Here is a 24,500-nt window from a genome sequence, read left to right on the forward strand (position 1 = left end):
CGGCTCATTCAGGGCAAAAATAAAGGGCCGAAGCCTTTCGTTTTTGTCCTTTCGAGTTGCTCCGAACTGGACCTCTAAAACTATAGAGCCTACTTCCCGAATATCCAAAATCGGCCTCGCACAGGTGCAGGATTCGGTGCGGGGCGGGTGCAAGATGGACTGATGGACGCCGTTGATGCCCTCAATGAAATCGCCTTCTGGCTCGAACGCGAGCTGGCCCCCACGTTCAAGATCCAGGCGTTCCGAAAGGCGGCCGGAATCATCGGCGCCCTGGATCCGGACGAGGTTGCAGCGCGGGCACGCAACGGCCGGCTGAAGAGCATGAAGGGCATCGGGGACAGAACCTTCGAGGTCATCCGGCAGGCGGTCGACGGCGGCGTCCCCGAGTATCTCGAGGGCCTGCGGCAACGCGGGCAGCAGCCGCTCGCGAAAGGCGGCGCCGAACTGCGCTCCGCCCTCCGCGGTGACCTGCACAGCCACAGCGACTGGTCCGACGGCGGGTCCCCGATCGAACTCATGGCTGACGCCGCCCGGACGCTGGGCCGGGACTACCTCGCCCTGACGGACCACTCACCCAACCTCAAGATCGCCAACGGACTGAGCGCCGAACGCCTCACGGAGCAGCTGGACGTCGTGGCGGGGATCAACCACGACGACGGCAGCGGCTTTCGCCTGCTGGCCGGCATCGAGGTGGACATCTTGGAGAACGGCACCCTGGACCAGTCACCCGACATGCTGGACCGGCTGGACATCGTGGTGGCGAGCGTCCACTCGAAGCTCCGTTCCGACCGGCGCACCATGACCGACAGGATGCTGGGCGCCATCAGCGATCCGCACACGAATGTCCTGGGCCACTGCACCGGGCGCCTGCTGCAGGGGTCGAGGGGAACGCGGCCCCAGTCCGAGTTCGACGCCCAGCGGGTGTTCGCCGCGTGCGCCGAGCAGGGTGTCGCCGTCGAAATCAATTCCCGTCCCGAGCGGCAGGACCCGCCGGGCGAGCTGATCCAACTGGCCCTGGCTGCCGGCTGCCTCTTCAGCATCGACAGTGACGCCCATGCGCCGGGCCAGTTGGATTTCCTGCAATACGGAGCCGAGCGGGCGGCCGCGAACGGCGTACCCACGGAGCGGATCGTCACGACCTGGCCACTGGACCGGTTGCTGGAGTGGTCCGGACGCGGAAAGTAGCCTCCGTTCCGGCCGGCTAACCCCGGCGCCCGCCGGAGGCCTGGCCGTGCTGCAACCAGCGCCGGGATTATTCCTGATCCTCGGGCCGCCACGGCGTGAGGCTGGGCAGCCAGCGCGGGACGTTCCGGCGGTACTCTTCGTAGTCAGCCCCGAACTTCCGCGTCAGCACCGGCTCCTCGTAGAGCCTGACGAACGCCACCACGGGAACGGCGCCGATGGCCAGTGCCACAAAGAGCTTCGGCTGGCCAAGCAAAAGCCCCTGCCCGGCGACGGCCGCCGCGATGGACACGTACATCGGATTCCGCACGTAACGGTAGAGCCCGCCCACCACCAGACGCTTCGGAGGCGCAAAAGGCGCGGGGGTCCCGAGGCCTTCCACGGCAAAATGCACAAAGGAGTTCGCAATCACCGCCGCGCCTGCTCCGATCAGCAGCGCGCCCGTGAGCTGCGCAGGAACTCCGCCGGGGACAGGCGCCGCCACTTCCCAGCCGGTCAGGAGCCACGGAACCACTCCGGCCACCGTTGCCGGCGCAATCGCGAAGGCCGCAGTGCCGATGGCTGCGCGCCTTCTTTCGCGGGCCGAGGCTGAAGACGCTGTCATACCAGCAATCGTGAACCCGCCCTCCTGAACGGACAAGGGCCACCGGCCCTGACCTGCCGGCCCGTGACTGCCACAGCAGGAGCGTTCGCCGGAACTCAGGCGACCAGGAAGACGGCCATCGTCAACATGACGCAGGCGATCACGGCATCGAGAATGCGCCATGAGCTCCGGCGCCGGAAAACCGGGGCCAGGAACCGCGCGCCGACACCCAAGGCCGTGAACCAGGCAATGCTGGCCAGTCCCGCCCCGGCGGCAAACCACCACCGGCCGTCCGGGCCGTGGGTGCTGGCCAGGGACCCGAGCAGCAGCACGGTGTCCAGGTACACGTGGGGGTTCAGCCATGTAAACGCCAGGCCGGTTCCCAGGACGGCAACCCAGCTGGCAGCCTTCCCCGTCGCGAGCTGCCCAAGCGCCTGCCCGCGGATGGCCCGCCACGCGGCGAAGGCTCCGTAGGCCGCCAGGAAGGCAGCTCCTGCCCAGCGCACCACCTCGAGGGCAGCCGGGGCCTGTTCAATCACGACGCCGATACCGGCCACACCCAACAGGATCAGCACCAGATCCGAGACGGCGCAAACGGAGATGACAAGGGCGACATGGGAGCGCTGGAGTCCTTGGCGGAGGACGAAGGCATTTTGGGCGCCGATGGCGACGATGAGCGAGAGGCCGCTGGCCAGGCCTGAGACTACGGGGAGGAGGATCACCCTCCCAACGGTAGGAGGATCTTCCTCATGAAACCAGTTAAACATTCTGGGCTTAGATAAGATGAGCTAATGATCGACATCCATCCGGATCAGGCCCGGACGCTCGCGGCCATCGTTGCGAAAGGCAGCTTCGATGGCGCGGCCAGCCATCTCTCCGTGACCGCCTCCGCCGTCAGCCAGCGTATCCGCGCCCTCGAGGTGGCCGTGGGCCGTCCCGTCCTGAGAAGGACCAGGCCGATTGAACTCACCGAGTCCGGCCAGGCCGTGGTGCGGTTCGCCCGGCAGCTGGAAATGCTCTCCGCAGACCTCGCCGACGAACTGCAGCCCGGCAACCGCCATCAGGACGCCCGCCTGACCCTCGTGATCAACAGCGACTCGCTGCACACCTGGGCGCTTGCCGGGCTGGCTGCGGCGGCCGGAACGGTCCAGCTGGAAATCCTGCGGGAGGACCAGGATTACTCGCTGGAACTCCTCCGCAGCGGAGCAGCGGCCGCGGCCATCACGGCCACCGCCAAACCGACCCCCGGCTGCACTTCCCGCCGGCTCGGGGTGATGCGTTACCTGCCGGTCTGCACTCCGGCCTTCGCCGCAACCTGGTTCGGCGGCGGGGCAACGGCGGAGTCGCTGGCGAAGGCCCCGGTTATCATCTTTGACCGCAAGGACGACCTGCAGGACCGCTACCTGCGGCGGTTCAGCCGCAAGCCCCTGCAGCCGCCGCGCCACTACGTGCCCGCAGCCCACGAGTTCGGCGAAGCCATCCGGCTGGGCATGGGATGGGGCCTGCTTCCCGAGATCGAAATCGGTGAAGACCTTGATCAGCGAACGCTCCAGACAATGGCCGCCAGGTCCTTCGTGGACGTCCCGCTGCACTGGCAGCAGTGGCGCTACGGATCGACCTTGCTGGACGGCGTCGCGGCAGCGATCCAGGATGCTGCCCGCGTGCTGAGGTGACAGCTTTGTAAAAGTGATTGACAAATTAGGGTGACGTCGGTTGAGTGGACCTCGCGTGCACGCCGTCGGCGCGAACGATTTTCCAGTCGGCGATCCGGATGGCGGTGCGGAACGGGCCCAACTCACTGGGGAGCAGTCATGGCCGGACGTAACTCAAACATTTCGCGGCGGACCCTGCTCGCCGGGACCTTGGCGGCACCTGTGGCAGGAAGCATCGCCCTCGCCGGCGCGCCGGTGGCAGCAAGTTACCAAGGGTCGGCAGCGGCCAGTGTGCTCCTTCAACGGAGGGACTGGCTGTCGCGGCGGATGGAGAGGCTCGAGCGGGATTTCTCCGCGAGGGTCGGGCTGTTTGTGGCAGACAGACTCACCGGCGCGGAGTTCGGGCACCGGGCGGACGAGCGGTTCGCCATGTGCTCCACGTTCAAGGTCTACGCCGCGGCGGCATTGCTGCAACGCGCCTGGAATGGGCTAGCGGACCTCAACCGGGGCATCCCCATCGATCCGGCCGGGGTGGTGGTGAACTCACCTGAATGCGCTGACTTCGCCGGGAGCACCCTGCCGCTGAAATGGTTCTGCAAAGTGGCGCTGACACACAGCGACAACACGGCGGGAAACCAGCTGCTGGAGGAACTGGGAGGACCTGCGGCGATCGGCGCCTACGCCCGGTCCCTTGGCGACACGGAAACACGGCTTGACCGCTGGGAGCCCGAGCTAAACAACGCCGAGCGCGGTGATCCGCGGGACACCTCCACGCCGCGGGCGCTCGCACAGGGGTACCGGGAGCTGCTGCTGGGCGGCGCCCTCAACCCGGAACCGCGGTCCCTGCTGACAGGCTGGATGCTGGCCAACGTCACATCGGGAAGGCGCATCCGGGCGGGCCTGCCGGACGGCTGGACGTCCGCAGACAAGACCGGCGCCGGGCTGTTCGGCACCGTGAATGACGTCGGCGTCATCTGGAATCCCGCCGGCGAACCGCTGGTGCTCTCCATCCTCACTGACTCCGCCACCGACGTGGCCGAAACGCCGGGGAGCAACGAACTGGTGGCGGCCATTACCCGGGCGGTGACCAGCGGCAAGTAACCAGCGCCAGTGTCCCGCCGAAAGCGTCCAGCCACGCCCCGACGAGTTTGGCAGGATCTCGACTACACATGACCGATTTCCGCCAGCCGCAGCGACGCGGCGAGGGCTAGATTGGCAACATGGCTAGCACCGCCGCATCCGGCCCCATTCCGTCCGCAGGCCCCCACGAAGGGTCTCCGCACGCTGCCCCCTCACCCGCCCCGCAACCCGCGCCGACCACTACCGGACGGGGGCCGGTCAACAAACTTGGAGTCGCTGCCGTCGCCGTCACCGTGATCCTGTGGGCCTCCGCTTTCGTGGGCATCCGCGCGGTGGGCCCAAGCTTCTCCCCCGGATCCCTGACCCTGGGACGGCTGGCGATTGCCGCCGTCGTCCTCGGCTTGGTGGTGCTGCCCAAGCTGCGGAACCTGCCCCGTGGGCGTGAGTGGTGGCCCATCCTCGCGTACGGCGTGATGTGGTTCGGCGGCTACAACGTGGCCCTCAACGCCGCCGAGCACATGCTGGACGCGGGCACCGCCGCCCTGCTGATCAACGTCAACCCCATCCTGATCGCCGTGATGGCCGGGGTGATCCTCAAAGAGGGATTCCCGCGCTGGCTGATTATCGGCAGCCTGATAGCGTTCGCGGGCGTGGCCGTCATCGCGCTGGGTTCCGGCCACCGGTCGACGGCGGACGTGCTGGGCGTGCTGCTCTGCCTCCTGGCCGCTGTGCTCGCCGCCGTCAGCGTCATCGTCCAGAAGCCGGTGTTGAGGAAGTTCCCCGCGGCACAGGCCACCTGGTTCGGCATCATGGTCGGCGCCATCTGCTGCTTGCCGTTCAGCGGCCAGCTGGTGGGCGAACTGCAGCAGGCCCCGCTGCCGGCAACCCTTGGGCTCGTCTACCTCGGGATCTTCCCGACGGCGATCGCGTTCACCACGTGGGCGTACGCACTGTCCCTCATCGACGCCGGAAAGCTGGCTGCCACCACGTATCTGGTCCCCGGCACCACCATCCTCATCTCCTGGCTGGTGCTCGGTGAAGTGCCCACCGTATGGGGCCTGGTGGGCGGCGTGATCTGCCTCGTAGGTGTGGGGCTGACGCGGCGAAAGTCCCGCTAGAGTCTTGGTATGCCCGCCAACCTGCCGCCAGGTCTCCCGATCGTCCCGGACGGGGCGGATGATGACACACCATTCCCGATGACCGAGGAAGACTTCGAGTCGGCCGTCAGCGACGCCCTGGAGCGCATCCCTCCGGATGTGGCGCGGGCCATGGACAACGTTGCCGTGTTCATCGAGGACGATTACGTTCCGCAGCCCGGCGAGGACCCGGACACCGTGCTGCTGGGCCTCTACGAGGGCGTCCCCCTAACCGAGCGCGATGCCTGGTGGGGCGCGGGCTCGCTCCCGGACCGCATCACCATCTACCGCGAGCCCATCCTGGAAATCTGCTCGTCCCGGGAAGAAGTCATCCAGGAGGTGGCCATTACTGTGACGCATGAGATTGCGCACCACTTCGGCATCAGCGACGAACGACTGCACGAACTGGGCTGGGACTAGCTAGCCTTGTAGGCATGGGACACGACCACAGCCACTCACACGGCATTACGGCCACGGGCAAGCACCGCAAACGCCTGATCGCCGTCCTCAGCATCACCCTGGCCGTGGTCCTGATCCAGATCATCGGCGCCGCGATCTCCGGATCCCTGGCGTTGCTGGCCGATGCCGGCCACATGCTGTCCGACGCCGCCGGCGTGTTCATTGCCCTGCTGGCCGCCTGGATTGCCACCCGGCCCGCGAGCGACCAGCGGACCTATGGGTACCAGCGCGCCGAGGTGCTGGCAGCTCTCGCCAACGCACTGGTGCTGATTGTGATCTCCGTGGTGATCTTCATTGAAGCCATCCGGCGGATCGGTTCGGCACCGGAAGTCCAGACGGATGTGATGCTCTACGCCGCCGTCCTGGGCGCCATAGCCAACCTGGTGTCGCTGCTGATCCTCCGCAGCGCCCAAAAGGAAAGCCTCAACGTTCGCGGCGCCTACCTTGAGGTGCTCGGGGACCTTCTGGGTTCGTTCGCCGTGATCGCCGCGGCCGTGGTGATCATGGTCACCGGGTTCCAAGCGGCGGACACGATTGCCTCCATGGTCATCGCAGTGATGATCCTCCCCCGGGCGTGGCACCTGCTCCGCGATGTGGTGGACGTGCTCCTGGAGGCCACCCCCAAGGGCGTTGAAGTCCAGATGATCCGCGAACACATCCTCTCCGTGGACGGTGTGGTGTCCGTACACGACATCCACATCTGGACCATCACGTCCGGAATGCCGGTCTTTTCCGCCCACGTGGTGGTGGAGGACGCCGTGCTGAGCGCCCGCGGCGCCGACCAAGTGCTGGACAAGCTCGGCTCCTGCCTCGGCTCGCACTTCGACACCGAACACTGCACCTTCCAGCTGGAACCCGAGAGCCACTCCGAGCACGAGTCCCACCAGCACGCGTGAGCGGCACTAGGGAATCCTCTGTTGTCCGTCCAGGTCCCGAGTGCCCTGCGCCAGGCCGACGGCGAACTCGTCGAGGACGGACAGGTGCGTGTCGAGTCCGACCGGCCGCTCGCTAGGACGGCCCAGCAGGTAGCCCTGTCCGGCGATGACAGGCTGCTGCAAGGCAGCGCCGGCAAGGCCGCGTTGCAGGAGCATGGTGAGCATGCCGGGTTCCTCGATTCCCTCGGCAATGATCCATCCTCCGGCCTGCTGGACGAACGTGACAGCGGCCGCCACGGTGGCCACCGCCGAAGGGTCGTTGTCGAGCCGGGAGATCACGTCCCCGTCAATTTTGATGATGTCGAATCGGACCAGCCTGAGGGCATGCAGTCCTGCGTTGCTCTTGCCCATGTCATCCAAGGCAAGCCGGAAGCCCCGGTCCTGGGCATGCCTGAGAGTACGGATCGAATCAGGATGGTTCAGACCGGCCTGCTCCGTCACCTCCAGAACGACGTCTTCAGGTTCCAGTCCCGCTGCGGCCAGCTCGGAGACCAAACGGTCAAGGTCGAAGCATGGCAACCCGTCAGGGTGCAGGTTCAGGAACAGCAGCCCTTCCCAGTGCTGGCTGCCGACAGCCGCCAGGACGGCTAACCGCGCGCGGGCATCCAGCGCCGCCGCAATACCGAGCCGTTCGGCAAGATCGAACGCCTCCTGCGGTCCGTTGATCCTTGATCCTGCCGGCAGGCGCAACAATGCCTCGTGGGCGAGAACCACGCCACGGCGCAGGTCCCAGATGGGCTGAAACGCCACGTTGAGCTGCGCATTGCTGGAAACCAGGGCGGTGAGCTCGTCGATTTTCTCGGCACTGACAGTGTGGCCCTCGGCCATGGACTTGAAGGAGATGCTTCGACGCCGACCCAGGCGCTTCGCCTCGTAGAGCGCCGCGTCGCTGCGCTCCCACAGTTCCGTCAAGGTCAGCGACTCGTCCGAACTTGCGGCGATGCCCGCGCTGAACGTCACGCCCGGGAACCGTTTGGCAAGGTCAGCACGGATCTGGTCGAGCGCGTCGGCTGCCCGGTCTTCATCGCTGCCGGGGAGGATGACGGCGAATTCGTCACCGCCGAGGCGGAAGGGGGTGTCGGTCCCGGGAAGTACTTGGAAGGAATCGGCAAGGCCTTGCAGGACGCGGTCGCCGTGGCTGTGGCCCAGCCGGTCGTTGATCTGTTTGAATCCGTCAATATCGAGCAGAACAAGGGACGTGACGGCGTACCGTGTGTCCGTCAGTGCTGCCTCAAGTAACGGCTTGAACGGACGGCGACCCGCCAGGCCGGTCAGCGGGTCCCCGTCAGCCTGCTGTTTCGTGCGCATCTGATGCCGCTGCAGGGAGTGTCCGCCGAAGACATACGACAACGGTATGGCGACCACTATCGCAGTGAACAGCCCCACGATCTTGTGCGGTCCCAGGTCTCCGATCAATGCCGTGATGATGTCCGCATGCTGGTCTATCTCAAGTATCAGCGTTCCTTCCGGGGCCGACACCGGCACCAGGAATTCGTACCGGGTAATTCCTCTACCGCCAATTTCGGCTTCGGTTTCGACTGTCGTTTCGCCGGAGGAGAGCACCTCGGAAAAACGGGAGGCGTCAGCATGGTCGGATGCGCCGCCGTCGCCGTCGCCGCCGCGGACGATCAGCGTCCCCGCCGCGTCAAACAAACCCACATACACAGTGCCTTGGCTGTGCTGCAGATGGCGGACCTCGGCAGCAATCGACTGCTCGCGCTGCAACGGGTTCGTGTCCGCAACGAGGAGCTGCTCAAGCCTTCCGGCCACAGCCTCGTAGGTCCGGCGGGAATCCTCCAGCCCGCGGTCAATGATGTGCTGCCGGGCGACGCCATACTCAATCAGACCTGCAACCAGCATCGCCGCCGACACCGCGAACACCCAGCGGACCGTGAAGGACAAGCCTTCCGCGTTGAGGCCGCGGCGCCTTCCCCGGCGTCCGGGCCTGCGGGAAGGTCCGCTGTCAGCTTCGCCATCCGACCACAAGTGGTGCCCACGATTTTCCACAACGCCCCCGTCGCAAGGAAGAACGGATACCCTGCGAGCAGAGAGCCGGTTAGGGGCCACGATAGTCGAACAGGCCTGTTGACGAACAGGGAATCGCTCACTGCGCCGGTTTTGCAGACACGCCGAAACCAATGTGACGAAATCACACCCTTGTTGTTTATGTTAGTGATGTGACCAGTGTTGCCAAAGTTTCTGCTGGCACGTAGCCTCGGGTGTGCTGGGTCTCCGCAGCGGGGCATTTACTTGTGACGATCACGTGTGAAAATCCAAACTCCTCGCTCATTCCAGCCTGACTGCTGCGAGGTTTATTGATGGGTTTGACCGGATCCGGCCGCAAAGCGGCCGTGCTGTGCACCGCCGTCGTACTCCTCGGATCCCTCACCCTGCCCGCCCAGGCCGCACCGCTGCCGCCCGCAGCGGTGCCCACTGTGGCTGTTCCGGCGTCGCCGGAGATTCCGTCCCCCGAAGAGATCGCGGCAGCCAAGGCAAGTGAAAGCGCGACGGCGGACCAGGTCACCCGGATCGACCGCATCCTGGCGGACGCCGCCGCAGCCCAGGAAGCCAGCTTTGCGGCGGCCATGCGGGCCAACAATGCCTACGGTGATGCCCTGGTCACCCTCGAGGTCCGCCGGGATGCCGCCACGCTCGCGTCGGCGAAAGCCGCGTCCGCCGAGGCCGAGCAGGCCAAGACCCGCAAGCAGGTGGGGCAGCTGGCCGGGGACCTGTACCGGAACGGCGGGCTCAATCCCGCACTGAGCAGTTTTGTCAGTGGAAACGGCGATGCACTGCAGCAGGCCGCCACCCTTGAAGCCATCTCTGCCAGCCGCAGCCGGGCCTTCGAAGCGGCCGATAACGCCGCCTCGGCCGCCAAGTCCCTGACCGCAGCCGCGGAAGACGCCAACCGGGCCGCCGACGATGCCGCCAAGTCGGCCGAAGACCGCAAGGTTGACGCGGAACGCGCCAACGCGGCCAATGCGAAGGCGGTGTCCGAGGCGAAGTCCCAGCGGACCGTGCTGGTGGACCAACTTGCAAGCCTCAAGAACACCACCGTGGCGCTCGAGTCCGCCAGGGTGGACGCCATGGACCGCCAGCGAGCCCAGGATCGGCTGGCGGCTGTCACCGCGGCCGCCGCTGCGCCGGCCGCAGCTGCACAAAACAGCGCGCAAAACCAAAACCGGCCGGCCGCGCAGGCACCTGCGGCACCCGCTCCTGCGGCACCCGCCCCGGCCGCTCCTGCGGCTCCCGCTCCGGCCGCTCCTGCGGCTCCCGCTCCGGCTGCACCGGCCGCTCCTGCGGCTCCTGCTCCGGTCGCCCCGGCCCCCGTTCGGCCAGAGCCGGTTACCCCTCCGCCCGTAGTTCCGGCCCCAGCTCCTGCCCCGTCCCCGGGCGCCTCCAACCAGACCGCCATCTCGGCGGCACTGGACAAGGTGGGGTCCCCCTACTTCTACAAGTACGGCGGCTCCGGCCCGCTTGGATTCGACTGTTCGGGACTGGTACAGAACTCCTTCGCCGCGGCGGGCAAATACCTTCCGCGCACGGCAGCCCAGCAGTACGCCCAGGCTCCCGTGCACGTGCCACTGTCGCAGGCGCAGCCCGGCGACCTCCTGGTCTGGGGATCAGCCCCCGATTTCTACCATGTAGGGATTTACCTTGGCGGCGGGCGCGTAGTCCAGGCACTCAACCCGGAGGACGGCATCACTGTGACGGACCTGGCCTGGATGGCCGGAATGCAGCTGCACCCCACCGCCGCCCGCTACTAGGAGCACGGAGCGCGCCGGTACAGGGAGCCGTGTCCGGAGCGCACGGGACCCGCTCCGGCCACTAGGAGAGAATGTCCTTCGTGACGAACCGGCCATAGGCGAGCGCCCCGAAGACGGCGATGTAGCCGGCCTGGAGCAACGCATTGTCGCCGAAGGCATCCCACGCAATGGGCTGGCGCAACAGGTCGGCAAACCCGAACCAATAGTGGCTGAACAGCCAGGGGTGCAACCATTCCAGCTGGGGCAGCTCACCCAGCACCTGGGACACCACCGAGATCACGATCGTGGCGGCCATGGCGCCCACGGGAACATCCGTCAGGGTGGACAGGAACAACCCGACGGCGGAGAGTCCCAGCAGCGACACCGTCAGGTAGGCGGCCACGAGCACCAGGCGGACGACCGCTTCCTCCGGTGTGATCACGTCGCCGGACAGCAGCGTCACCGGTCCCACCGGAAACAGCGCAGCGCCAATGCCGGCGCCGGCCAGTGCCACAACCAGCGGGGCGACAATGCAGAACCCGGCGGCGCCCGCGTATTTGACCAGAAGTAAACGCACCCGTCCGGCCGGAGCGACGAGCAGGTATCGCAGGGTCCCCAGGCCAGCTTCGCCGGCAATGGTGTCGCCAGCCACCACGCCCACGGTGAGCGGCAGGAAAAGCGGCACGCAGACCAGCATGGCCGTCACCCCCACGAACAGCCCGTTCTGGGTGATCCTGTCCAGGAAGGCTGGCCCCCGGCCGGGCGGTACGGCCGAGGAGGCCCGGACGGCGATTGCCATCAGCACGGGCACGGCGGCGAGCGCCAGCATCATGGCCCAGGTCCGGCGCCTCCGGAAAAGGACGGCCAGCTCGGAGGCCAGCAGCGGCCACCCGGAGGATGACCTGTCCGACGGCGGTTCGGCTGTGCCAACGTCGGCGGCACCGTCCGTACCGGCCACTTCCCTGATAGGCAATGCCCTGTTGGGCACTTCTCTGTCGGGCACTTCTCTACTGGGCAATGTCGAACCCCTCCCCCGTCAGCGCCACAAAGCGGTCTTCCAGGCTGCCCTGCTCCACGGCAAACCCGCGGACCCGCACTCCGGCCGCCACCAGGGCGGCCACCACGGCCTCCGGCACCACATCGCCGCCGGCGGGCTCGGCGCCGTCAGGTGGGGCAGCGCCGTCAGCATGCCCGCCCGGGGCGGCCCGCGCGGCGGTTCCGGCCGGGACGCCCGCCTCTCCAACCGAGGCGGAATACACCAGCGCTCCGTTGCTTCGGCCGCCCACCGGGGTCATGCCCAGCCGGGCGAAGACGCCCTCGGCGAGGCCGGCGTCGGGCGTTACCAGGCGGATTCGGGCCTTGCCCGCGTCGCGCAGTTCCGGGAGTGTTCCCTGCGCCACGAGCCGCCCCGCGCTCATCACGGCTGCGTGGGTGCAGATCTGCTCCACTTCGGCGAGCAGGTGGCTCGAGACGAAAACCGTGGCACCGTCCGCCGCCAGCGACCGCACCAGCGAGCGGACCTCGCGCGTTCCCTGCGGATCGAGGCCGTTGGTCGGTTCGTCGAGCACCAGCAGTTCCCGGGGCGAGAGGAGCGCGTTGGCGATGCCCAGGCGCTGTTTCATGCCCAAGGAGTACGCGCGGACCTTCTTCCCGGCGGCGTGTGACAGTCCAACGCGTTCCAGCGCTGCCTCCACCCGGGCACGCCGCGTGGAGGTTGCCGCATAGGGGTCCGCGGCATCGAGGCGCCGAAGATTGGCCGCCCCTGAAAGGAACGGGTAGAACGCCGGGCCTTCCACCAGGGCGCCTACCCTAGGCAGGACCTCGTGGAAACGGTCCGGCATCTCCAGCCCCAGCACGCTGACGGAGCCTTCGGTGGCCCCGGCAAGACCCAGCAGCATTCGGATGGTGGTGGTTTTCCCGGAGCCGTTCGGACCCAGGAAACCAAAAACGGACCCGCTCGGAACGGACAGGTTGACTCCGTCCACGGCCAGCTGATGGCCGAACCGTTTGCTGAGCCCGCGCGTCTCTATGGCGAGCTCTGTGCCTCGGCCCGCGGCTGTCACCTCGCGGCAGCAGCGGTCAGCAGGCGCTCCGCGGGAACGGACCCGGCGAAGACGCGGCCATCATCGGTGAACAGCACATTCACGACGGCGGTGCTGAAGAGCCGTCCGCCAGGCACCGCAACAGCGGCCTGCTGAAGCAGCGGATCGTTAGACAGCATCGCATCGGCCTCTGCGGACGCCGGGCTGGCAGGGAATTCAACCACGCTCTCCCAGCCGGTACCCGTCACCGTGGGCCGCGCGAGGGCGCCGTTGGGATCCCTGTAGTCAGGTGCGACGGCGTCGGGCTCTACGGCGTCCGGCGGAACGGCGTCAGGAGCTACGGGGGCTGGATCTTCGGCGTCGGGGACTACGCCGCTTTCCGTTCCGTGTTTAGGCCAGTGCCCTTTCCCCCAGTGTCCTGTCCCGTGGGCCGGGACTTCAATTTCCTTGACAGTGGCGCCCGGAGGCGGGCTGAAGGCGAACAGGGAAGCGTCCGGCGCTTCGAGCGACAGGCTGGTAAACGCCAGCTTGAACGCCGGCTCTTCCTGGCCGCGGGCCTTCAGTTCGACACTGAGCGGCAGGCCGCTCTCACCATCGACCGCCACGGCGACCGAACCGATAAGGGTGCCTTCTGTCCGGGGCGTGATCACCAGGTTGTAGGCAGCCCGGCCGGCAACGTTGACCTCCGGATGCACGGCAACTTCAGTGGTGGGATCGGCGGCGGCAATCAGCCGCCCGGCCAGTTCCTCCGGCGTCGGCATCACACCGTGCATCCCGGTGTCCCGATGCTTGTAATGGCCGAAATCCTTGGTGTGGCCGGCGTCGGCGGGGAGTGTCAGGTGCATTGCGGTGTTGTCCTTGGAGCTGTACAACCACACCTGGTCGCCGCTCCGCACCGCGTTGCGTTCAGCGAAGCGGTCCAGCACCTGGACGCGCACGTTGCTGGGTCCGTCCAGGAAGACCCGTGTGGTGTGCGGGCCGCTCAACAGCTCCAGGACGGAGGCGGCCCCGCCGCTCCCGGATGACGGCCCCGCCTGGGGCAGTTCCGGAAGGCCAATCCGGGAGGTCTGCTCCAGGGTCCCGGAGAGGGACGGAGCGCTGTGCTGTGCCACCAGGGCCAGCACCTCGGCCGGCGTTTTGGCGGGCAGCGGGTCCCCTGCGCTTGCAGGCAGCGAGCCGGCCAGCGCAGCGGCGGCAATAACGGCAGGCACGGCAACGGCGGGCATCCACCGCAGCCACTTTCTGGTCATGACAACTCCGCTCCGACATCGCAGCTTATTGATTCCAGAGTACGCCTCGGGCCCGCCCCGTACACCCCTTGGAACAGCTCCCGGGCTGCCTGTCCTGTCCTGCCCGATCGGTGGCTGGTGCGTCCAGGCCGCGGTTCAGCCTGCTGACGGCGCGACCGTGCCGGCCCCGCCGTCGAGCGTGATGACCTGGCCGGTGCTGATGGCGGAGGTGGCGTCCGGGACGCCCACGACGGCGGGAATCCCGTATTCCCGGGCGACCACCGCGCCGTGGGAGTTGGGGCCGCCCATTTCCATCACCAGTCCGCCGGCGGTGAGGAACAGCGGCGTCCAGCCGGGATCCGTTGACGGGGCCACCAGGATTTCTCCCGGTTCCAGCCGGGCGCCGTGCGGGTCCAGGATGACGCGTGCCTTGGCGGTGACGGTTCCGGCCGAGGCCGGCGTGCCGGACAGGACTCCGGCTGGCCAGGCTCCGGCTGCATTTCCTCCGCGCGCCTGGAGCGCCTCGGGCTCCGTTCCGTCGGAAAGCAGCACCCGCGGGATGCGGCGGCGGCCCAGTTCGGCGGCGTACGCCTCACGGCGCTCCGCCACAAGCCCGTGCAGGGACGATCCGGCGAGGCCCCGGTGGGCTTCGGTGAAGTCGAGGAAGAAGATGTCGTCGGCTTCGGCGATGCGGCCGGCGGCGGCGAGCTCCGCTCCGACGGCCGAGAGCTGTAGGCGCACCGAGGCCAGGCCCTCGACGATGTGGTACTTCGGCAGTTCGCGCAGCCCGGCAAACAGCCTCGTCCGTTTCAGCGCGCCCCGGACCAGGCGGGCGCGGAGCCGGGCTGCCGGGCCGCCGCGGCTCCCTGCAGCAGCTGTGAGCTGCTCGATCCGGGCCTCCGCCTCGCGGGCAGCATTGGCGAACTGTCTGTCCGGCGCCAGCGCGGGATCGTCGAGTTTGAGGTAGTTGGCGAGGACGCCAAGGACGTGCCCGGGGTCGTCGGACCAGCGGGGCATGCCGAGATCGATCTCCGCGACGGCGCGGTGCCCGTACCGGGCGAGGAAGCCCGCCAGCCCGGACTGCACGACGGCGGGCAGCTCACCGGCGCGGTACCGCGCGGCCAGTTCCGGCGGGGACGACTCCTCAAAGGCTGCAGCGGCTCCGGCGTGCGCACGGATGTCCGTGGCGAGCTGCCACAGGGCAAGGTCCATCTCCGTGGTCACGTTGTTGGGCAACCCGCGCAACACAGGCTGCAGTGCACCGGCTTCCACGCCATGCCCGGCCAGCTTCCCTGCGAGGCCCAGCAGCGCAAACCCCAGCGCGGGCAGCGGGAGCACTGCCGGGACGATCGGGAAGAGCTCCTCGCCGAGGATGCGTTCGGCGTGGTTCAGCCGTTCCGCGGCAGTGGCTTTGGCCGGGACGACGAGGGCAGCCCTGAGTCGCTCGCCGAAACCATCCACGCGCCGGAGCGCCGCTTCTGGGCGGAACAGTGCCCGGAGCAGGGTCTCCGGAATCCGGGCCTTTGCAGCCAGCGGGCCGACGTGCCGGAGGAGCCGCCAGGGGGTCCTGAGCGTCACGGAGAACCGGGGATCGGCAAAGAGTCCGCGCAGGACGGCGGCGGATCGGGCTTCCATGATGTCGAAGACGCGGGGCACGATCGCACGGCCCACGCTGCTGCGGACAACGGGGGTGGTGTCGAAGAAGAGGCGGTATCCTGCCTGCCGGAACGGGGCCGGACCGTTGCGGGGCACCGGCACGTCAAAACCGGCCGCGCGTGCAATGGAGGACGCAATCAGTTTGAGGCCGGCCGTGCCCATCGGCGTGAGCGGCCTGGTCAGGCCCTGGGCGAGGCTGAAGCAGAGGTAGACGCGCGTCCCCTCCCGCTCCGGCAGGTCGGGACGGGGGTCCGGAAGCGGGTACAGCGTGGTGATGGGCCGGGACTGCGTCAGCCAGAGCTTGTCCGCACCGTCGATGGCCCATTCGATGTCCTGGGGGGCACGGTAGTGCCGCTCCACGCGGCTGCCCAGCGCAGCCAGCGCCCGGATCTGGACATCGCTCAAGGAGGGGGCGGAGTCCGGCGCCAGCGTGACCCGCTCGGTGCCGCCTCCCGGGACCGGACGGATGGCGATCCCCTTGTCCCCCGGCCGCCGTTCCCGGATCTCCTTCGAGTCCGTATCCACGACGAAGTGGTCAGGGTTCACCGCACCGGAAACCACTGCCTCGCCCAGCCCCGGGCTGGCATCGATCACGGCTTCATGGCGCCTGCCTGTCACCGGGTTCGCAGTGAACAGGACCCCGGCCACGGCAGCATCCACCATGCGCTGGACCACCACTGCGAGCGCCACCGTTGAGGGGCTGATCCCGTGCGTGGCCCGGTAGCTCACCGCCCGGTCGGTCCACAGCGAAGCCCAGCACTGACGGACCGCGGCCAGCACGGCGTCGGCGCCCACTACGTTGAGGTACGTGTCCTGCTGCCCGGCGAAGCTCGCAAAGGGAAGGTCCTCGGCCGTCGCCGACGACCTTACGGCCACCGGAACGTCGGTCCCCAGCGCGGCATAGGATTCGCGGACTGCATCGGCAATCTCGGGCGGAATCTCCACCCCAAGGATGAGTTCACGCGCCCGGGCCGCAAGCCCGGCCTGAGCCCCAAGGTCATTGGTCCCGGTGGCTGCCAGTGCGGCGTGCACCTCTTCGAGTCCCGCGGGCCGCACCGCCCTCCGGTACGCGTCCGTGGTCAGGCAGAACCCGGGCGGAACGGGGAGCCCGGCACCGGTGGTTTCACCGAGGTTGGCGGCCTTGCCTCCCACTCGCGGCAGCATTCCGGCGTTGATCAGCTCCAAACCCAGGACCAGGCCATCCGCCGGCACATCAGGGGTGTTGACCTGGTTCACCGCTGGCCTCCTGGTGTCGCTGGGCGGACGGACTGGGAAGTCCGGCTAGGCAGTCTCGATGGGAAGGCCGGCGAGGCCGTCCGGATAGGAAGGCGGGTTAGGCCGCGCCGAGCATGGGCCCGAAGCTGGCACGGTCGGCAAGCCGCGGATCGTCCCTGTCCGGAACCACCAGCACCGGCCCCTTGGCATGATGAAGGATGCCGTCCGACGTCGACCCCAGCAGCATTCCCGTGAAGCCGCCGCGGCCGCGGGTTCCCACGACCACCAGCTCCACGTGCCTGCTGGCGTCAACCAGCACGTCGACAGGCGAGCCGTCCACGAGCTGCGTTTCCACGGTCAGCTTGGGATAGTGGCTCTTCAGCCAGGCCACACCGGCGTCGAGCTGGACGCGGATGTCCGCGAACAGCGCTTCCCTGTCCATGGGCGCCGGGACCCATGCCAGCGAACCGCTGTATTGCGGCACGGCACAGACCACCCGAAGGGGCGCGCCGAGCCGTTCGGCCTGGTCCGCAGCTTCCAGCACAGCCACGCGGGCCTGCTCGGAGCCGTCAACGCCTACCACTACTACGTGTTCCACCGGCTGGCGGCCGGACTTGGCCTGCTCGGCCTTGACGTGTTTGTCGTCCGTGGTTTCGCCGAGGCGGTCGGCACAGATCAGCGGCACAGTAACAGTGGGGCACTTGGCGTGTGCCGGCAGGGCGCTGCTGACCGAGCCCAGGAGCCTGCCCACGAAGCCGCCCCTGCCGCGGGTGCCGAACACCAGAAGTTCAGCGGATTCGGACATCTCCAGCAGCACCCCTGAGGCGTCGCCGTTCTCTACTGAAGCGTCAACGTCAATGTCATAGGGAGCCACTTTGTCCATGGCCTGCTTGAGGATGGCTTCGGCGCCTTCGCGGATCACCGAGTCATCGACGGTGGCGTAGCCGCCGTCCAGGCCCGACGCCGCGAAAATCGGCACGGAGTAGGCAGTCACGATGTGAAGCGGGCGGCGGCGCCGTTCGGCTTCCCGGGCGGCCCATACGAGTGCGCACTGGCTATGGTCGGAACCGTCCACGCCCACAACGATCCCTTCGGGGGCGGCAGAACCGCCGTCGTCATCCCTTGACGGGTGCACCTGATCTCGGCCCATGGGGTCCGCCTCCTCGCGATACTGCCTGATGTTGCCGCTATTCTGCCAGAAGTCTCCGCCCGCGGGGTGCACCGGGAGCCAGGTACTGCTGTTGGCTGAAAATCAGCTCTCTCTGATAACTATTCTCGGTTGCTGAACGGTAAGCAAGCGCCCCCAATCCGCCGCCTGGCCGGGCCTGTGACCCCGAGCTTGCTCCCACTTTTTACAGCGCGGAAACATAGAGATCCCACCTCCGATGTCGAAAATTACAGGTGTGAGATTGTTGGGGTAGCCAATGTCCGGCAAGGGCTATCCAGAGGTCGAAAAGTTCTGTAGTGTCGAGGCGTTGCGAATCTGAGATCTGTGTTTCAGAACACAATCCAGCTTCATGCGCGGCGGCCGGACTTTGGGGGTTACGGAAAGTGCAGGAGGGATCTGCACAGTGAACCATTCGAGGAGGAACCAGCAGTGTCGAGCATGCCAATTTGTGGCGGGACCGAGCAGACCACCACGGTGATCATCGGCTCAGGGCTGCCGGGCCTGGCGATTGCCAGTGAGCTCCGGCGGCGCGGCGTGGATTCCATCACCGTGGATGCGCTCGAAACCCTGGGCGGCATCCAATCCGCCAATACCGTCTCGCTGCCCCGCTGTGACGCGCCGAATTCAGCCACCATGCAGGAGCGCAACGAAATCCTCCGGCATCTGCGGAACTACGCCAGCAGCCACAACCTGGACATCCGCAATAACACCCGGGCCGTTCAACTGAACCTGCTGGGCACCGGGCTCTCCGAGCCGTCCACGCATCAGTGGGCCGTCCACACGCCGGACGGCGTCCTTTTGGCCCACCACATTGTCCTGACCCGCGGTGCGCACAGCCAGCTGCGCCGCATGCTTGCCGACCTGGGGCTGGCCCTCGGGCAGAACCTGGCGACCGCCATGCGTGCCATCGGCATTTACCTGGTCGGGGTTGGTGAGCTCATCACCCCCACGCCAAAGGAAGTTCTCCGCCAGGCAAAGGTTGTTGGGCAGGCGATTTCCGCCAAGGTGTATCCGGACAGTGTTCCGTCAGTGCTCACGGGAAGCTTCGCCGCGCTGCGGGCACCGGCCTAGATGGCGCAGCCCACCTAGACCCGGAATCACCCGGCCCAACTCACTGCTCCTCGCCGTCGTCGCCGTCGGGGGTCTTGAGGTTGTGTCGTGCCAGCACAGCCAGCGCTACGAGGATGCCCAGGGCGGTCCCGGCGAAGAGCACCAGGCTCCACGGGAACGGCTCGGATGCGTCCGGCGCCGGCTCCGGCGACGTCGTGGTGCCGGGCTCGGGCGTGCCCGCCGTGGGGGCCTGTGCCGGTGTTGTGCTGCCGGCCGTCGGACCCGCAGTCCCCGTGCCTGTAGTCCCGGGGACAGCCGCTCCGGCGGTCGCCGTAAACGTAAAGGTGCCCTCGATCGGGTGCGAATCAGAACTGACCACGCGCCACACCACGGTGAACTGCCCGGCCGGAGCACCGGCCCGGAGTTTCTGCGAAGCCACGTTGTCCACGATCTCCACGGGGCCCTCTGCCCAGTTGGTGCCCGCCGCATCATTCACCCGGATCTGTGATCCCAGCGCGAGCGGGTCGTTGTTGAACGTGACCGTCACCTTCTCCGGAGGGGTAGCCACGGTGGCTCCCTGGGCCGGGCTGCTGGATTCGGCGGCGTCATGGGCTGAGGCGGGCGCCGCTGCAAACAGCACGGCGGCCGCGAAAAACAGTGCCCCAAGAAGGGCGCTCAGCAGGTGGCGGATGGGACGCATTGGGGGCTACTCCTGTGTGTTGGCTTCCTTACAGACTAGGCGAAATCACGGGGTCGGGAGCCGCCAACCTACTAGGATTCAAGTAATCCCCAACACTCTCCCGGAGGACTAATGCTTAAGCAGGGCTCTGCACTGGACCGGTACTTCAAAATATCCGAGCGGGGGTCCAACTTCTCCCGGGAGATCCGCGGCGGCTTTGCCACGTTTTTCGCCATGAGCTACATCGTGGTGCTGAATCCGCTGATCCTCTCCGTGGCCGACTCCAGCGGCGCAACCCTGGGCTTCCCGGCCGTCGCAGCCGTCACCGCATTTGTGGCAGGCATCCTGACCATCCTCATGGGCGCCTGGGCCAAGCACCCGTTCGCCATGGCCACCGGGCTGGGCGTCAACGCGTTCGTGGCCGTGACAGTCGCAACGAATCCGGGCCTGACCTGGCCGGACATGATGGGGCTCGTGGTCCTCTCCGGCGTCACCATGCTGATCCTCGTCCTCACCGGGTTCCGCACCGCGGTGTTCAAAGCCGTTCCGGACGGGCTCAAAACGGCCATCGTGGTGGGCATCGGCCTGTTCATCGCCCTGATCGGCCTGGTCAACGCAGGCTTTGTCCGCCGCATCCCGGATGCCGCCGGCACCACGGTACCGGTGGGCCTTGGCTTCGACGGCAAGCTCCTGGGCTGGCCCACCCTCGTGTTTGTGTTCGGCCTGATCCTGACCATTGCCCTGGTGGTCAGGAAGGTCAAGGGCGCCATCCTGATCGGCATCGTGGCCGCCACCGTGCTCGCGGTGATCCTGGAATTCACCCTGCACATCGGCCCGAGCATCGCCCCGGGCAAACCCTTCAACCCGCAGGGCTGGTCCCTGGTGGCCCCGACTTTTACGGAGTGGGCCGCACCCGACCTGTCTCTGATCGGCAAGGCCAACCCCATCGGCGCCTTCGAACACCTGGGCTTCGTGGCGGCAACGCTGCTGGCGTTCGTGATCCTGCTGAGCATCTTCTTCGACGCCATGGGCTCCATGGTGGGCCTGGCCAACGAGGCCGGAACCGTGGACAAGGACGGCAACATCCCCGACGTGGACCGCGTGCTGCAGGTCGACGCTCTCGGTGCCATCGTGGGTGGCGGCGCGTCCGTCTCCTCCAACCAGATCTACGTAGAATCCGGTGCCGGCATCGGCGAAGGCGCACGCACCGGCCTGGCGTCGATCGTCACCGGCCTGCTGTTCCTCGTGGCCATGTTCTTCACCCCGCTGATCAACCTGGTGCCGTTCGAGGCCGTAGCCCCGGCGCTTGTCGTGGTGGGCTTCCTGATGGTCTCCCAAGTGGGCAAGATCGACTGGCAGGACTGGGGCATCGGGATTCCCGCGTTCCTCACCTTCAGCCTGATGCCGTTCACCTACTCGATCGCCAACGGCCTGGGCGCCGGGTTCATCGCCTACGTCCTGATCCGCACCGTCCAGGGCCGCGTGCGCGACGTCCACCCGCTCATGTGGGCCGTGGCCGCCGCGTTCCTGCTCTTCTTCGCCGTCGGCCCCATCGAGCAGGCTCTGGGCATCCACTAGCGTCCCCACCGGCGGCGTTGGGGGCTGTCCGGGATTTGGGACAGCCCGACGGCGGCGGGGCTGGTTTTCGGTGCCCTGTTGCGGTGAGCTTGGAGTATGCCTCGCACAGCCCTTAAAGTCGACATCCCGCCGCTCACCTGGAGGGGCCGTTTCGACGGCGACGGCGACGAGCACCGCCGCTGGTGGCAGGCCGTCAAGCCGTATCGCCTCGAGCCTGCCGCGCCCCCGCCGGAACACTCAGGGCACGGCAGCCGTCCCGCCGTCATTCTGGGCTTCAGCAGCGACGCGGGCGTGCTCCGCAACAAGGGCCGGGTGGGCGCCGCCGCGGCCCCCGGCGCCATCCGTGCCGCCCTCGGTCCGCTCGCGTTCCACCTCCCGCGGGAGGTGTTCGATGCCGGTGATGTGACCGTCAAGGACAATGCGCTGGAGGCCGGCCAGGCCCGTGCCGGGCTGGCAGTCGCTGAAATGCTCGACGCCGGCAACCTCACGGTGGTGCTGGGCGGCGGCCACGAGACCGCGTTCGCCAGCTACCTTGGCGTGGCCGGTTCCGAAGCCGTCCGCGGCGGCAGGCGGCTGGGTGTGCTGAACCTGGATGCGCACTTCGACCTCCGCGACGCGCCCGAGCCGTCCTCCGGCACACCCTTCCTGCAGATGGCCCGGGCGGAGGAGGCCGCCGAACGCAAACTGAACTACGCCGTCGTCGGAATTTCCGAGCCCAACAACACCCGTGCCCTGTTCAGGACCGCCGAACGGCTGGGCGTGAAGTACCTGCTGGATGAGGAATCCTCAGCGGAGGCCACCCGGAAGTTCGTGGCCGATTTCCTGGACACTGTGGACGTGCTCTACCTGACCATCGACCTGGATGTGCTGCCCGCCGCAGTGGCACCGGGAGTCAGTGCCCCGGCCGCGTTCGGGGTGCCCCTGGCCGTGGTCAGCGCCGTGTGCCGCCAGGTGGCCGCCAGCGGGAAACTGCTGCACCTGGACGTCGCCGAGCTGAACCCGAAGTTCGACACCGACCAGCGCACAGCCAAAGTGGCGGCCCGGCTGGTCAACACCTTGCTGGGCTAGCGGCCTGCGTCAGTCCCCGAAGGTGACGACGGCGGTGGACCACGGTCCCAGCGTTACCGCCAGGGCGCCGTCGTCCGCGGGATCCGCAGCCGCGGTGGCGCCGGCAGAGGCGCCGATCACCGTCACGTCGGCCGTCGCCGCATCGGAGCCGCCCGGCAGGGACAGGGCCGCTGTGGCTTCGCGCGGGCTGAGGTTACCCAGGAACACCTGCAGGCCGGCGGCTGACTGCACCGGGTAGACCGTCACCAGGGTCTGCCCGGTGGCCCGTTGAACCGGCTGCCGGGTGGCGGCCAGCACGGGTTCCCCCTTGCACGCCGCGAGCTTCTGCAGCAGCTCGCCTGCGGGATTGAGGGTGCCGTCTGCTGCAGCGATGCCCCGCGGAGATCCGGCCTCGAAGTAGGTCACGGAGGCCACGCCCCCAAGGGTCAGGGCGTCGAGGCTGGCCAGTGTCCACGCTGCGGTGAAGCTGTGGTCCTGGAGCTCATCGCCGTCGGCATGCTGGTCCGGGGCGTGGAACCGGGGCTTGAGGGTAATGGGTCCCACGTGGACAGGGCGCCCGTCGCCGAGCCTCAGGGCGTTGGCCGCGGTGCTCCTGTGGACGGGCACTGTCTCCACGATGTGGGGAATCTCCGTGCTGTGGACCTGCGGCGTGAGGCTGAAGGCCAGGGCATCAGCGTCCGGCGGGACGGGGCTGCTGCCGCCGCCGGCAATCCACCGGTTGAGTTCGGTGAAATGCGAGCGGGTGCCGGCCAGGAGCTGCCCGCTGAATCCTGCGTTCTCAAGAGATGGTTTCAGCCCAGCCAACGCCGCCGGATCCGTGCACTGCGTCTCGGGGTGGAACAGTCCCAGCCGGACGATCCGCGAGAGCTGCCCGTCCAGGGCACCTCGGAGGGCTTCCGCCACACCGTCTGCAGAAGGCGAAACGATCCGTACGTCCAGGGCGGCGCCGTGGCGGTCGGCCTCGCGGGCTGCGGCGGCAAGCTTGGCAGGCCAGGCTTCCCGGGGTTCGTACAGCTCCACGAGGACGGCGTTGAGGCCGGGCAGCTGCGCTCCCTGCCCGGAGCCTGCGGCAGCTGTTGCGGCAGGACCGCTGCCGGCCGGGTCCGCTGGGGCCACGCCCGCCGGGTCCACGGAGAGCGCCAGCGCCGGGACAGTTCCCACCGGTTCGCCCACGGTGAAGGCCGCCTGGTCCTCGCCGACGGGGAGGGGATTGTCCGGCGTCTCGATGCTGAGGGCCTCAATGCTGACCGACTGGGTCACGGTGTCCCCCGCGGCAACGTCCACCGGGGTGGGTAGCGCGGACGGGGTGCTATAGGTCTTGAAGGAACCGTCGCTCCAGTTCCGCTGGTCCTCGGTCTCGAAGATGTCCCCGGAGAAGCCCAGGTCGAAGGCGGTTCCGGCGTCGGCCCACTCCAGCGAGGAGATGTCGGTGAAGACCAGGTCCGGCCTGATGTCCGTGGGGAAGGCTCCGGCGGTGACGTTGCCGTCCGGTGAGACCACGCTGACGTCCCGTCCGGCTTCGCTGGTGGGATGGAGGACCACCAGCCCGATCCGGTTCCGCCGGAACGCTGTCTTCGCCCGGCCGGAAAACGATACTTCGACCGTGGCCGGTGTAATCCGGAGCATCAGCATGGCTTCGAAGGCAACGGCACCGGCTTCTGCCCCGGCACCGTCCGCTGAGCCGGGTGCCGCATAGTCGACGTGGATACGGAGGCTGACGCCGTCGTCGTCCTTCAGTTCGGCAAGATCCCGTACCGACGGCGCAAAGGTGCGCCATTCGTGGTCCCGCACCACAGCCTTGATGGCACGCAACACGGGCCTGCCGCCGTAGCTGATGTTCGCCAGTTCGTCCCCGATCAGCTCCGCCGTCCAGACGCCCACTGCGAGCTTGCGGATCTGCGGATCAAGGCGCCGCTCGAGCGCGGGGCGCAGGTCGGAAACCGCCTGGGCGGACAGTGTTGCTGCGGAGTGCAGGGTTGCGGAGTGCTCGGTAGACACGGAAGGCTGCTCTCTGGTGGCTGGTGACTGCGCCCAGCTGACCC

At 67.7% G+C, this 24,500-nt stretch carries 20 protein-coding genes; 10 read left to right on the plus strand and 10 right to left on the minus strand.

Annotated elements, in window-relative coordinates; all coding sequences use genetic code 11:
- The first annotated feature begins 162 nt into the window (after positions 1-162).
- Entirely contained in the window at positions 163-1,185 is a 1,023-nt protein-coding gene (locus tag J2S97_RS07810) for a PHP domain-containing protein (RefSeq protein ID WP_307048117.1), read from the plus strand.
- A 67-nt stretch (positions 1,186-1,252) separates the two neighbouring features.
- Here J2S97_RS07810 and J2S97_RS07815 read toward each other — a convergent pair whose 3' ends face one another.
- Positions 1,253-1,786 (minus strand): methyltransferase family protein, encoded by a 534-nt coding sequence (locus J2S97_RS07815; RefSeq protein ID WP_307048118.1) that lies wholly within the window; start codon positions 1,784-1,786, stop codon positions 1,253-1,255.
- A 95-nt stretch (positions 1,787-1,881) separates the two neighbouring features.
- Positions 1,882-2,484, minus strand: a complete 603-nt coding sequence (locus J2S97_RS07820) for a LysE/ArgO family amino acid transporter (RefSeq protein WP_307048579.1) — start codon at positions 2,482-2,484, stop codon at positions 1,882-1,884.
- Between the two features lie 72 nt (positions 2,485-2,556).
- On the opposite strand from J2S97_RS07820, the gene J2S97_RS07825 reads away from it, so the two are divergent.
- From J2S97_RS07825 to J2S97_RS07845, 5 genes are all read left to right on the plus strand, one after another.
- The gene (locus J2S97_RS07825) at positions 2,557-3,438 is read left to right on the plus strand and encodes an ArgP/LysG family DNA-binding transcriptional regulator (protein WP_307048119.1); all 882 of its coding nucleotides are present in this window, start codon (positions 2,557-2,559) and stop codon (positions 3,436-3,438) included.
- Between the two features lie 138 nt (positions 3,439-3,576).
- Positions 3,577-4,518: a class A beta-lactamase gene (gene bla, locus J2S97_RS07830; protein ID WP_307048120.1), complete on the plus strand. Its 942-nt coding sequence runs from the start codon at positions 3,577-3,579 to the stop codon at positions 4,516-4,518.
- A gap of 119 nt (positions 4,519-4,637) precedes the next feature.
- A complete protein-coding gene (locus tag J2S97_RS07835) occupies positions 4,638-5,615 on the plus strand; it encodes a DMT family transporter (RefSeq protein ID WP_307048121.1) in 978 nt (325 codons plus the stop codon).
- A gap of 9 nt (positions 5,616-5,624) precedes the next feature.
- Positions 5,625-6,053, plus strand: a complete 429-nt coding sequence (locus J2S97_RS07840) for a metallopeptidase family protein (RefSeq protein ID WP_307048122.1) — start codon at positions 5,625-5,627, stop codon at positions 6,051-6,053.
- 14 nt (positions 6,054-6,067) lie between these two features.
- The gene (locus tag J2S97_RS07845) at positions 6,068-6,988 is read left to right on the plus strand and encodes a cation diffusion facilitator family transporter (RefSeq protein ID WP_307048123.1); all 921 of its coding nucleotides are present in this window, start codon (positions 6,068-6,070) and stop codon (positions 6,986-6,988) included.
- 6 nt (positions 6,989-6,994) lie between these two features.
- Here the strand turns inward: J2S97_RS07845 and J2S97_RS07850 are convergent, their stop codons facing one another.
- Entirely contained in the window at positions 6,995-8,929 is a 1,935-nt protein-coding gene (locus J2S97_RS07850) for a GGDEF domain-containing protein (RefSeq protein WP_307048124.1), read from the minus strand.
- Between the two features lie 416 nt (positions 8,930-9,345).
- On the opposite strand from J2S97_RS07850, the gene J2S97_RS07855 reads away from it, so the two are divergent.
- Positions 9,346-10,794, plus strand: a complete 1,449-nt coding sequence (locus J2S97_RS07855) for a C40 family peptidase (RefSeq protein ID WP_307048125.1) — start codon at positions 9,346-9,348, stop codon at positions 10,792-10,794.
- Positions 10,795-10,855: 61 nt separating this feature from the next.
- Here the strand turns inward: J2S97_RS07855 and J2S97_RS07860 are convergent, their stop codons facing one another.
- The 5 genes from J2S97_RS07860 to J2S97_RS07880 form a co-directional block, all read right to left on the minus strand.
- The gene (locus J2S97_RS07860) at positions 10,856-11,656 is read right to left on the minus strand and encodes an ABC transporter permease (protein WP_373460530.1); all 801 of its coding nucleotides are present in this window, start codon (positions 11,654-11,656) and stop codon (positions 10,856-10,858) included.
- Between the two features lie 124 nt (positions 11,657-11,780).
- On the minus strand, positions 11,781-12,836 hold the full coding sequence (locus tag J2S97_RS07865; RefSeq protein WP_307048126.1) for an ABC transporter ATP-binding protein: 1,056 nt from the start codon (positions 12,834-12,836) through the stop codon (positions 11,781-11,783).
- A complete protein-coding gene (locus tag J2S97_RS07870) occupies positions 12,833-14,065 on the minus strand; it encodes a LolA family protein (RefSeq protein ID WP_307048127.1) in 1,233 nt (410 codons plus the stop codon). Before J2S97_RS07870 ends, J2S97_RS07865 begins: the two co-directional genes overlap by 4 nt.
- A 135-nt stretch (positions 14,066-14,200) precedes the next feature.
- Positions 14,201-16,936 (minus strand): PEP/pyruvate-binding domain-containing protein, encoded by a 2,736-nt coding sequence (locus J2S97_RS07875; RefSeq protein ID WP_373460519.1) that lies wholly within the window; start codon positions 16,934-16,936, stop codon positions 14,201-14,203.
- 97 nt (positions 16,937-17,033) lie between these two features.
- Positions 17,034-18,065, minus strand: coding sequence for a universal stress protein (locus J2S97_RS07880; RefSeq protein WP_307048128.1), 1,032 nt, complete (start codon positions 18,063-18,065; stop codon positions 17,034-17,036).
- A gap of 456 nt (positions 18,066-18,521) precedes the next feature.
- On the opposite strand from J2S97_RS07880, the gene J2S97_RS07885 reads away from it, so the two are divergent.
- Positions 18,522-19,154 (plus strand): NAD(P)-binding protein, encoded by a 633-nt coding sequence (locus J2S97_RS07885; RefSeq protein ID WP_307048585.1) that lies wholly within the window; start codon positions 18,522-18,524, stop codon positions 19,152-19,154.
- A gap of 40 nt (positions 19,155-19,194) precedes the next feature.
- Here the strand turns inward: J2S97_RS07885 and J2S97_RS07890 are convergent, their stop codons facing one another.
- Entirely contained in the window at positions 19,195-19,833 is a 639-nt protein-coding gene (locus J2S97_RS07890) for a copper resistance CopC family protein (RefSeq protein ID WP_307048129.1), read from the minus strand.
- 111 nt (positions 19,834-19,944) lie between these two features.
- Here J2S97_RS07890 and J2S97_RS07895 point away from each other — a divergent pair, with 111 nt between their 5' ends.
- Both J2S97_RS07895 and hutG read left to right on the plus strand, forming a co-directional pair.
- Positions 19,945-21,390, plus strand: a complete 1,446-nt coding sequence (locus tag J2S97_RS07895) for an NCS2 family permease (RefSeq protein ID WP_307048130.1) — start codon at positions 19,945-19,947, stop codon at positions 21,388-21,390.
- A 96-nt stretch (positions 21,391-21,486) separates the two neighbouring features.
- Complete coding sequence (gene hutG / locus J2S97_RS07900) at positions 21,487-22,458, plus strand: formimidoylglutamase (RefSeq protein WP_307048131.1); 972 nt, start codon at positions 21,487-21,489, stop codon at positions 22,456-22,458.
- A 9-nt stretch (positions 22,459-22,467) separates the two neighbouring features.
- Here hutG and J2S97_RS07905 read toward each other — a convergent pair whose 3' ends face one another.
- On the minus strand, positions 22,468-24,456 hold the full coding sequence (locus tag J2S97_RS07905; protein WP_307048132.1) for a hypothetical protein: 1,989 nt from the start codon (positions 24,454-24,456) through the stop codon (positions 22,468-22,470).
- Positions 24,457-24,500: the final 44 nt, after the last annotated feature.

It is taken from the genome of Arthrobacter oryzae (assembly GCF_030812315.1).
Taxonomy (GTDB): domain Bacteria; phylum Actinomycetota; class Actinomycetes; order Actinomycetales; family Micrococcaceae; genus Arthrobacter; species Arthrobacter oryzae_B.

What these genes read in the sequence shown, in the direction of transcription:
- J2S97_RS07855 (WP_307048125.1), top strand. Translation starts at nt 9,346, where the DNA reads ATGGGTTTGACCGGATCCGGCCGCAAAGCGGCCGTGCTGTGCACCGCC.
- J2S97_RS07810 (WP_307048117.1), top strand. Translation starts at nt 163, where the DNA reads ATGGACGCCGTTGATGCCCTCAATGAAATCGCCTTCTGGCTCGAACGC.
- hutG (WP_307048131.1), top strand. Translation starts at nt 21,487, where the DNA reads ATGCCTCGCACAGCCCTTAAAGTCGACATCCCGCCGCTCACCTGGAGG.
- J2S97_RS07890 (WP_307048129.1), bottom strand. Translation starts at nt 19,833, where the DNA reads ATGCGTCCCATCCGCCACCTGCTGAGCGCCCTTCTTGGGGCACTGTTT.
- J2S97_RS07815 (WP_307048118.1), bottom strand. Translation starts at nt 1,786, where the DNA reads ATGACAGCGTCTTCAGCCTCGGCCCGCGAAAGAAGGCGCGCAGCCATC.
- J2S97_RS07840 (WP_307048122.1), top strand. Translation starts at nt 5,625, where the DNA reads ATGCCCGCCAACCTGCCGCCAGGTCTCCCGATCGTCCCGGACGGGGCG.
- J2S97_RS07880 (WP_307048128.1), bottom strand. Translation starts at nt 18,065, where the DNA reads ATGGGCCGAGATCAGGTGCACCCGTCAAGGGATGACGACGGCGGTTCT.
- J2S97_RS07835 (WP_307048121.1), top strand. Translation starts at nt 4,638, where the DNA reads ATGGCTAGCACCGCCGCATCCGGCCCCATTCCGTCCGCAGGCCCCCAC.
- J2S97_RS07845 (WP_307048123.1), top strand. Translation starts at nt 6,068, where the DNA reads ATGGGACACGACCACAGCCACTCACACGGCATTACGGCCACGGGCAAG.
- bla (WP_307048120.1), top strand. Translation starts at nt 3,577, where the DNA reads ATGGCCGGACGTAACTCAAACATTTCGCGGCGGACCCTGCTCGCCGGG.
- J2S97_RS07895 (WP_307048130.1), top strand. Translation starts at nt 19,945, where the DNA reads ATGCTTAAGCAGGGCTCTGCACTGGACCGGTACTTCAAAATATCCGAG.
- J2S97_RS07870 (WP_307048127.1), bottom strand. Translation starts at nt 14,065, where the DNA reads ATGACCAGAAAGTGGCTGCGGTGGATGCCCGCCGTTGCCGTGCCTGCC.
- J2S97_RS07825 (WP_307048119.1), top strand. Translation starts at nt 2,557, where the DNA reads ATGATCGACATCCATCCGGATCAGGCCCGGACGCTCGCGGCCATCGTT.
- J2S97_RS07885 (WP_307048585.1), top strand. Translation starts at nt 18,522, where the DNA reads ATGCCAATTTGTGGCGGGACCGAGCAGACCACCACGGTGATCATCGGC.